At 47.0% G+C, this 10,154-nt stretch carries 5 protein-coding genes and 1 pseudogene; all 6 read right to left on the reverse strand.

Annotated elements, in window-relative coordinates; genetic code table 11:
• Window positions 1-377: 377 nt before the first annotated feature.
• Entirely contained in the window at window positions 378-5,237 is a 4,860-nt protein-coding gene (locus tag B3Z17_RS04830; protein WP_286828788.1) for a glycosyltransferase family 4 protein, read from the reverse strand.
• Between the two features lie 176 nt (window positions 5,238-5,413).
• A complete protein-coding gene (locus tag B3Z17_RS04835) occupies window positions 5,414-5,968 on the reverse strand; it encodes a recombinase family protein (RefSeq protein ID WP_286828789.1) in 555 nt (184 codons plus the stop codon).
• A 130-nt stretch (window positions 5,969-6,098) separates the two neighbouring features.
• On the reverse strand, window positions 6,099-6,653 hold the full coding sequence (locus B3Z17_RS04840) for a hypothetical protein (RefSeq protein WP_286828790.1): 555 nt from the start codon (window positions 6,651-6,653) through the stop codon (window positions 6,099-6,101).
• 6 nt (window positions 6,654-6,659) lie between these two features.
• Window positions 6,660-7,157, reverse strand: a pseudogene (locus B3Z17_RS19640) (TniQ family protein); the annotation flags it as partial.
• Window positions 7,048-7,902: a TniB family NTP-binding protein gene (locus tag B3Z17_RS04845; RefSeq protein ID WP_286828791.1), complete on the reverse strand. Its 855-nt coding sequence runs from the start codon at window positions 7,900-7,902 to the stop codon at window positions 7,048-7,050. The pseudogene B3Z17_RS19640 and the gene B3Z17_RS04845, both read right to left, overlap by 110 nt.
• A complete protein-coding gene (locus tag B3Z17_RS04850) occupies window positions 7,899-9,536 on the reverse strand; it encodes a Mu transposase C-terminal domain-containing protein (protein ID WP_286828792.1) in 1,638 nt (545 codons plus the stop codon). Before B3Z17_RS04850 ends, B3Z17_RS04845 begins: the two co-directional genes overlap by 4 nt.
• Window positions 9,537-10,154 lie beyond the last annotated feature (618 nt).

The following is a 10,154-nucleotide window of genomic DNA, read 5'->3' on the forward strand; positions in this document are numbered from 1 at the left end:
CTGACGCAATCGCCGCCCCAAAAGGGATCTTGTATTAGAATTAGAATCAGAATTCTAATTCTAATACAAGAAAAAAATAAAGGCCCCGACTGGAAAGCGTGGCGTCCCTTTGTCGTCGGTCACAAATCGCTGGATTCTGCGTCACAGTTTCAGGACATTTCAAAAGTGGGTAATTTTAGAAAAGAAACGCCCCATTCTGACACAGGCCAAAATGGGGCTGATTTTTACGATTATTGCGCAACCACGCATTTTTATTTCGATCACTGATCGATGTGTAACCAGGTTATCAAGCGCCCAAGGAACACTACCCCCTACCACCTAGCCCGCTTAAGCCTCAACCACCCTTATTCGCAGTAGAAAGAGGGCCCTTCTTCTTGCTAATTCCTTTCTGAATTACACTTGCAAGGAAGGCCATCATTGATCCAGCGTTGCAAGCCTTCGATCATCTGATGATACGTCCAGTTCGCTTTGGCTAGCTTGTGAAGTTCACTTGCAAACTGATGAGCTTCCTCACGGTTGTCGCAAACGTGCTTCAGCTTCCCAATTATTTCTTCCCGAAGCAGGTCGTCGTCGTTAGAAATATTCAGAGTATATTGAGGAAGCTTCTCTTCTAAATCGGTCCCCTCGACTAATGCCTGTATTTCTTGAAAAACGCCGCTCTGGTCTGAAATGAGGAAGACACGTGTAGCCGAAATTGCATCAACAGTTACCAATCCGTACCCCTCAGCACGTGATGGCATTACGAGACAGTCGATTGAGTTAAAATCGTCGATAAGATCACCCAGATCGATAGCGTAACTTTTTATCTTAGAACTTACAGGAAGCTTACTTCTGTCTTTATCTAGTTCCGCATAGGAAAAGTCGTCGAAGCCTCGCAGCCTTAACTTGAAATTGCCAATAATACCTTGCTCTTGACCTTGAACGCATGCGGCAAGAAGTAAACCCCACCCCTTCAATGATGCGTCCTCCATTCGTCCCACAAAATAGAACCATGTCGGCGATTTGGCATCCCCTACCTTTCCCTTAACCGTCATAAAATCTCTATTTATAGGCGGAACCAAATAAAGTGCGTCGGGAGAATAGTTCCTTACATGATCCAAAATGCGTGGACCAACTGCTATGTTTACACAGGCATGCTGGCACAACGATTTCTGTATTTTGCTTTTTTGGTCGCCCTTTTCAGAACCGTGCTTAAAATTCTCATGCTTATACAGTTCTATTTCATCAGGAATTGTGTGGTAAACAATGGCTAACCTTGCATTGAGTTTTTTCTTAATTTGATAGGCGTGCCTTCCTGTTATGAGATCGTGGCCAATGACCAAGTCATAGTGGTCACCGTCAGACGGCTGCCAATGGTATAGGTTGTCAAGTGCATGGAAAGGTGCAGTTCCAGGTTCTTCAGCACCTGCGTCTATCAATGTAACCTTTTGAGCTCGTGCCGAAGATTTGTCCGCAGACTCTGCCTTGGGCACTAAGCATGTAACGCGATGCCCTTCTTCAGCTAAAGCAATTGCAAGTTGCCTGTTGAGTGTGGAAAGCCCCCCTTTGGAAGAACTCCATTCAGATGCTACTAACAATATATTGATCGTTTTGTTCGCTGTAGGTTCCTGAATAGGTGCATCTGGATCAGGAATAGCTTCTGGCGCTTCAACTTTTTTCTCTGACTGCTTTGGAGCGGGATTTTGGGCTTCAATTAAAGATTTGTAGTTTGCTCTAGTGGACTTGCTGCCAAGAGCCTTTTTGAGCTTTTCTAGGTCAATTACGTTGAGTTTAGAATCGGCATATTTTCGCCTAGCATCTTCTAGCCAACTCTTGACAAGGTGTGTGTCAGGGAACTCTGAAAATAGTTTCTCGAAGTATTGAACCGCAGTCTCTGTGCCACGAGATTTAAGCTCACTTCCCGCTGCGGAGCACACTTCCATTAGTTGGTCATATGCCGATACAAAACCGTCTTGCCTTTCATAATTGGCGGCAAGATAGATTTTGTATAGGAAATACAAGTCTTCTTCTTTTAGAGGCTTGATGATCGACACTTCACCCCATCGATTTCGATCAGCAACTGCCATCAAGTACCATTCGGCAGGTTGGGGATGGAGGGCGTGCTTTTCTCGGAGAAGTTTCCAGCTATTTTTCAAATTCAGCCTTAGAACTTCAGCGGCAATTGTGACTTTAAGGTTGGGAAAATGCTGATCTTGTTCGGTGTCTACTTCAGTATCCGCATCAATTGACGAGATTGTGTTAAAGGCCTCTTCAACCAACACAGGATAGTGCCGACCAGCTAAAAAGCGAACAATCTGGCGTGCATCCCCAATGTTAGTCTTCAGGCTGTTGGCGGCCTCCCATAACGCGCTGAGTAGTTCATCTGAAACATCCGCAGTGTCTGCAAAGAATGAGATTATTTCGCTTGGAAAATTAACTGGAGCGCCAGTATCTCGCCATGCTTTGATAGCTTTGATACAACAATCGGGAACTCTGGCAAATAGCTCAGCAAATAGCTTTGTCGTCTGAAAGTTTTGATTGTTACTGGTCAGCCGAATTCGGAATGCAGGTGCTGCCCAATGCCGCCATGCAGATTCTGTAATGTTCTTGAGAAATTGGGGTTCCTGTACGCAAAAATAGATTAAAGCTCTGAGGCCAGCCGCAGCGGGGCGGTGCAAACCATCTCCCTTGTCCCAATCATCTGACAACGGTTCCAGGTTGATATAGTCCAGCATATGTTGCTGGTATATTCGCTGTTTGTCGTCGCTCAGCTCTTTCCAAGCTTGGCAACTAGCGAGGTCTGCTTCCAAATCGTTTTGGTAGTGATTTCTCGCGCCGTCGTGCTTGCTCACTTTCTCACGAAGAATAAGGGCGTAGTCTAGTTGCCACCATTGTTGCGGCAATTGGCCTTCGAGACGGTCTTCAGTATTAGCTAACACTTCCTGCAAGGACAGGTCTGGCTTAGCAGTCTTTTTCTGCTCCCTTTGCCATCGCTCCTTTTCGTGTTTTGAATGGCCGCTTTTTATCTCCCAAGAGAAATAGTTCTGAAGGCGTTCATCGAGTTTTTTATAACGCCTAGAAAGCTTTGATGTTTTTAGATCATTTAGAAGCTTCCAAACCTCTTCGATTTCATCGAAACTCCGCCCTGAGATATACCTAAACAGTATATCTAAGAGCATATCTTCGTCGTCGAGTTTCGTTGTCAGCAGTTCGCGTCTTATTTGTTCAAAATCTGACTTTCTGACGAGATCAAAAAGGGAAAAGCTATACCAGTACATTTCGACAGCACCTTCGCGCACTGTACGAATTTTCTTAATAAGGTCTCTGCGGATATCCCATGACAAGGATTTGGAAGCGTCATCGATAGGAAGGCGTTCATCTCTGGAAGCGTAATAGCCAATCTCGCTAATAGATTCGATGTTCTCTGCAATTGCTTCGCGAACCTTTTCATTATCGAGTCTCGGAATTATAGCTGCACAGATATTGGCCTTCGCTCGTTTAAAAGAATAATCGTCCGAAAGGTCGTCCGTTGAAAGCCATTCAATTGCCTGCAACGCTTCTCTAGCGTTGAGATTTTCTACTTTTAACTCACACAAGAAATGGTGATAAAATCCGATGTAGCTTTGCTTCTGTACTGGTTTGAGGAAGCCGAGCAGTTCGCCAAAGGATAAAAACTTCGGCCATAGGATATTGAGCAGTTTCCCTCGCAGTTCTTCGCCACTTTCTTCTCGGCTATTCAGGCTCACCAGCAGTTCTTTGAATTGCTTCGAATACTCTTCTGATAGCTTGTTAACCGCGGATATCGCTTCTCTTCTTAAATGGCTGGGTTCCTTTTCATTTTTCGCAATGTTCCAAATGTCTTCTGTTAGATCGTTAAGGCCAAACTCTTCTGCCAAGTTGATGCTGAAGCGCCGCGCCATCACGCCGAGATCTAGATCTTGAATGGCCGTTCTCAGTTGATAGACAATGGTAGGATGGTGGAGTTGAGAAACTGTGGACAGCTCCACTAGACCCCAGTCGTAAAATTTTTCGTCTGAGAGAGCTAATAGAAGGCTATCAACTAGGTGGTGTTTCGACTCGTCATCCCACATTGCCAGGTCATGCCGGGCAAGCGTGTCGGGTGCCGACTGTATAAGTTTGCTTCTAACTGCTTTGTTGAAACATGAAGCCCACTTGAGGATTTCAATTGTTGACTCCGCTGGTCTCCATTGATCATCAGTGCCAGTAGGGGAGCCGAGGTACTCTTCTGTTAAGTGGCGGGCATTAGGCAGGTTAGCCAGATAATAACCCGCCATGAATTCTGGGTAGGATTTGTGTTCCCATTCACCTGTTTTTTTTATTAACGGGGCAACTTTAAGAGCCTTCCAAGCAAGCTCTTCGTCAACTTCCCAAGACCTTTCTTGGCCTGTAGCTTTTTCTCTGGTTGTTATCTTTGAACCTACAATTTCAGACCAATGGAACTGGTTCTCTTCGAGAGATTGAGGCAGTGCATTCAAAGAAATGAGAGACTTGTGCGCCATTAAGCTAAGAAGAGATAGCCTTCCTAGAATAAGGAAATAAAGCTCTACCTCATCATAGAGTGAAACCGTTTTATAAATTCTATGGCGAACGAATTGCTCATAAAGGCCAGCAACGCTGGTGTCTGATTCATCCTCGCTGGCTGCTTCGATATAGAGCGCTAAAAATATTGGGCGACGTAGCAGTTCTTTAAGATTGGAAGGAACTTTTTCATACTTGTCTTGCCCGAGAGCAGTTTCCACATCGTGCTCGATCAGTGGTTGAAGCACAAATTGTACTTCGTCTTTTGCGTCAATTCTTAAGGCAGACTTTAGTGTGTCTGTATGCGCGGCTTCCCAAGCTACAGGGCGCGTGGAAATTAGCAGACGAACTCGGTTGCCCTCTCGTAAATCTGACGGTAACTCGTTGATGGCTTTAGCAAGCCAACCCAAGACAGATGTTTTTTCCAAAGCAATTTCATCGAAAGCGTCGCAATAGACGTGGAGCGCATTGTTTGTATTCTGAGAGGTTGATAATGCCTGTGCTTGGTCAAAAATGGGTGCGAAAATGTCCTCTGAAGACGTGACTTTTCCCAAATCAATGAATACACTGGGTACGCTATTTCTTTTGCCAATTTCGTACTCTGTTTTTAGAGCTTGAGATTTTCCAATCCCTGCTTCTCCTAGAAGAATAAGCAGGGATTCGTTTTCTAGCTCAGAGAGGCGATACGCTTTCTCATTTAGTTCGCTTTCTACAGCCACCAATGGCTTCCATAGCCTCTCAAAATTCTCCAATTTCAGTCCCCCGATAGCAGAAAGTTGAAAACAATCTGGACAATTACATAAAGCCACTAAAAGTTGAATATCTAACTATATTTAGCTCAAAGGCTATTGAAATGCGCGGACCGAAACTCAACAGGCTCATTCCCCCAACCAAACTACTTGGCCAGCCGATACAAACTTGCACGACTGATCTCGAACCGATCACATATGGCCTTAACGTTCCTGTTTGGCTCTAGCATGAGCAACTTCATCATCAGAATGTCCTTATCGTCCCATTTGCGAGGGCGGCCTCCCAGGCGGCCCCTAGCGCGTGCAGCAGCCAATCCAGCACGGGTTCTCTCTATCATCAGCTCGCGCTCAAATTCAGCGATACTGGCGAACACATGAAAGATCAGCCGGCCACCCGGGGATGAGGTATCCAGCTTTTCAGTGATGGAGACAAATTCCGCCCCGCGGTCCTGGATCACGTCGATGATCTCCAGAAGGTGTTTCAGTGACCTGGCCAGCCGGTCCAGCCGCCAGACGATCACCTGGTCCTTCGGCCGAAGTTGCGACAGCATGTTCTCCAGCTGTCGGCGATCGCGCTTGGCTCCGCTGCCCTTTTCCTCAAAGACCTGGTCGCAGCCGTATGCCTCCAGGGCATCCAGTTGAAGGTCCAGATTCTGCTCATGGGTTGAAACCCGAACATATCCGATCCGGTATTTGCTCATCTCCGTCTCAAAAACGTGTCTAAAAACCAGCCCTACTCAATGAGACAAAAAGACGAGTTTTAAGACAGCTTTCCCCTAAAAAATGGCAGATGCAGAATCTGCCTGTTTGATGTCTCAAAAACGACCGTTTTTAAGACACATCCAATTCATCAAATGCTGGTATCAGCTTCCTCATAATCCCTTCGAGGTTCCATGACCGCCATTTTTGGGACCGCGCATCAAAACGCTCCAAAGTTGGCTCCTCGACTTCCTTCTCAAGTTTGCGCCAACGTTTTGTGCCGAACAAATAAAGCAACCAAGCAGCACCAAAAAATAGTGCGCGACGGTAATTGAGCGAAGGTATTAGTTGGAATGACGAGAGTCTGCGGCTGGCGAGCGACAATCTCGGCTTGCAGCTGAACAGTACATCGGTTTCATGTTCGCCGATGTTATTGATGCATTGAAACAAGCTCATTTTCTTTCGAAAATCTATGCCTTGGGCGATTACGCCTGCATGCAGGGTATCCATAACATCGTAATAAATTGAGAAACCAATTGGGCATTTGAAGTATTCGCCCTGCCCAGAAGCAGCTTGCTGCACTCGTAGCAGTGTCCGATATATGCTGCGCGTCGTGCCACCAAAGAAAGGCAGTGTTTGAAAAACGCGCTCACCGCAGAAATCGCTGCCGGTAATGATGGGGACCACGTGTTTCTCGCAGATCAGGTACAGAGGGCTTCTCCATAGTCTCCGGACAAAGGGAGCCCTTTTAGAGACGATATCTTCGCCGTAGCAACATGGACAGGTTCCCTTTTCCGCGACATCCGACAAAAACCACGTCCCCGTCTCTCGTAGTTTCTTGAGGCGCCCACTCTCCATCCAACACACCCTCTCCAGGCGCTGCAATGATGTTGGGGAACATGTTCCGTTAACCTCCTCCTCGCCAATATTCACACCATGTGTATTCAGAGACTTAAGGAGTTTTTTTGGCGTTAGGCAATGAGCATGGGCTAGGCGAGAAAACCAGTGATCTAAAGGCTCGTCCCGGTAAGGACGAGGAGCCATTGGCAACGTATACCTACTATTTTGCGCCTGTTTCATCCTACCACACAGCTGCCTCAATATCTTCGAGACAAAGGCGCTCCCTACCTTCGGACAGTACATCAACGGCAGCATTTCGTAGGATTTCCACAATCCCGTTAGTGGTGCCATCAGAGTTCTTCAGCAGGAGAGAAAGCCCAGGCTTCTCAAGGATCTCTGACTCCCAGGGCTCTCGCAGCGGCAAATGCATCAACTGTGTTTTCACAAAGGACTGCAACGCTGTACCAATTGTCCAAATCGGTATTTCCCAACGCCTGAAACGACTAGACAACTGTGTATCACGGGAAAAAATCGGAACTATCTCTGGTGTACCCAATCCAATGATGGGCCGTTGCGTGACATTGCCTAACCACTTTAGGATGTTACAGCAGTCTCTCGCTACTTTGATATTGGAATGCGCCAATAATCCCAGCTCATCAATTGCGATCGCCCGCACATCAAATTCCTTTAGTTGCAGCTTTATGATGGAGGGCACATCTTTGGGCTGAACTGTGTCAAGCGGCAGGCCAAGAGCATTGCCAACTGCAGCGTATAACTTGTTGGGATGCGCTGGCGGCTCAAGCTCACAATGCAAAATTGGTATTGCTGTAACACCATTTTTACCGTCTTGCTTGTGCGGGAAACGTCGAATGAGCTCGTGAACCAACGCTGTCTTCCCCATGCCGGGTCTTGCTGCCACCAGCATACACCTTGGACGGAGCCGGTCTGGCTGATGAACCAAGCGCTGCGCCATTCTTAGCACGGGGCCGAGGGTGGACACCTCGAACCACCGGTCTTGCTCCGCCAAGCTTATACGCTTCTCCACAGGTTCACCCAACCAGGGCCGAACAGCATCGAACACATGTTCATCCGTCATAGCTCGTCTCCAATATTGCTTGCGCAGACAACTATTTCATTTGCAGGCAACAGCTTGGTTTCAGCTTTGTTGACTTGCTTGTCATTCCGGACACTAACTCGCCTAGCCTTTTCCTTGGCTTTTCGCCGTTCATCAATAAATTCCAGCTCCGCCACACGCATGAGGTTGGCAAACCTCTCCTGACGCTTGGTTTCCGCAACCATTACCGGGTCGTGGCGCTTTAGGTGCCAAATATCGTGATGAAAAATGTCCGATCCGTCTGGAGAGAGCTGCAATTCAAGGTGTTCAGACAAGCCATCAAGGCTGAGTGAAGCTGTTCGCATATCCCACGGCTGATAAAAAACAATTGCATCGAGGCCGCCCATTGCTTCCAGTTCTGGATGCCAATAGGTCCTGTGCTCTAAGGTGATGCCCTGCTTACCAATCTTCAGCCCCTTAGATGGCAGACACGCATACCGTAACCTGCTTAATGATGGCTGCCGTAGGGCGCTAGGCGGCATTTCACCTTTAAGCTCTTCATACTTTTGCAAAGGTGTACATCCAAGGATCCGGTGTTTGGTATGATGGTATCTCAAAATGTCCAACAGAAACCAGGTATCCAGTTCATCGATGGTCAGCAACGCTTCCTTTTCCGAGTCATAATCAGACTTTTCGACTGTGTTACTGAAGGTCGTTCCAGGTAAAATCTTGGTTCGCCCCATCAATGTGCCTATCAAGCGCTCAACATGACCGCCGAAAAATGGGCTTCCTATTTTCCTGTAGTTTGGATGGATTCCCAGTTTCAAACAGGCATATCTGACATGCTCACTTTTCAGATCAGAGCCATTGTCCATACTGACCGCTTCCATCAGCCGGTCAAACGGCATTAGGTCGGTTTCTGCAGCTTTCTTCAATCCATCAAAAGACAGCCCCCTGCTTTCGAACAGATGTTTCTTTGGCATCATTCCTGATAGAATGGCAAACATGAAGTTCCAAGAAGTGGGCGCACGTACAGATAAATAGTAGCCGTAGATAACGCGCGTCGCGATATCAATTGCCACGGTCAACCAGGGGCGCCTCACTCCCAACCCAAATTCTCGCAAGTCGGCCATGACGTTAGTCATCGTATGATCCAGCTGCACTTCCTGAAGTGGATATCGCTTGAAATGGTGACGGGGGTGAGCGTCCCAAGCTGTTGAGGGCCCTTTCAGCTTTCCAGCTTTAGCGAGGACCTTCTTTGGGTTCTTTGGAATGCGGCGATAGATTGAACTTTCAGATGGGACATCTTCACCGACTTCTATGCAACGTGTTTCAACTTCGGCGTAGACATCTTTGGGGCCGGTACCCTCTCGTCGCCCAAGGTAAACTTCTTCTATGCACTGCTTGATGATTTGTTCAACGACCAGGGGTAGCCTGCCATTAATGACACCCGGCTGTTTTTTGGGGGGCTTGGGAAGAAACGTATCAAGATAGGGCCTTTCCCGACAACGCTTAATCCGGGCGTAAACTGCAGACCGTGACAGACCGAGCGCTTTCATTGCCTGCTGTATATCGGCATTGCAAAGTCTAAACTTTGCCGCAAGCGGACGTATGACAGACTGCTCCAACAAAGCCTGTTCTTCGACATGTTTGGATATATGGTTGTCGGTAGCCATTGCTCCACCTCGGTGAAACCCTATGCATATTTGTTCGGCCTGAGAAAGAAGTTTGTATAACCCATTGGGAGAAAGTCGCTTTTCGGAACAATGACAAGCATTCTATCCAGTCCAACAGCATCGACTCGTAGGATGATATTTTATATATATGGCATCAATATATATTTATATACCACATTTATAAATATTTTAGACTTATATTCTAATTTTTTTATGTATGATTTTAACCTGAACCGAACCTAGGGAAAGCGCCCCAATGTCTGCCAGATTCAAACACGTCCAGCCAGGCGAGCTAAAAAAAATCGCGGAACAAATCAAAAAAGAAAGAACCAATTCGAAGTTTGGGCTTACCCTAAACGCACCCGGCGGCCTATCTCCTCTTAGCAAAATACTTCTCGAAAAATTATGCCTCAAAAAATCCCGACTTAGCTGACCGAAACGATAAGCCGGCCCAAGAGGCCAAAGGTACAAAGATTTGGGGCACCATCCACGCCACAAGAGTTTCTGCGGCTACGACGGCCTCCAAAGGTACAAAAAATTGGGATCCTCGAAAATACTCCACTCCAGGAGCCCCAAAAAAGGAAGGGCATAACTGTCCGCTTCTGGCCTATTCCGTTG

Origin of the sequence: Kordiimonas sp. UBA4487 (assembly GCF_002389025.1) — a bacterium.
Taxonomy (GTDB): Bacteria; Pseudomonadota; Alphaproteobacteria; order Sphingomonadales; family Kordiimonadaceae; genus Kordiimonas; species Kordiimonas lacus.

Bases quoted from the DNA above. Each gene is read 5' to 3' on its own strand.
- B3Z17_RS04835 (WP_286828789.1), bottom strand. From the start codon at position 5,968: ATGAGCAAATACCGGATCGGATATGTTCGGGTTTCAACCCATGAGCAG.
- B3Z17_RS04845 (WP_286828791.1), bottom strand. From the start codon at position 7,902: ATGACGGATGAACATGTGTTCGATGCTGTTCGGCCCTGGTTGGGTGAA.
- B3Z17_RS04850 (WP_286828792.1), bottom strand. From the start codon at position 9,536: ATGGCTACCGACAACCATATATCCAAACATGTCGAAGAACAGGCTTTG.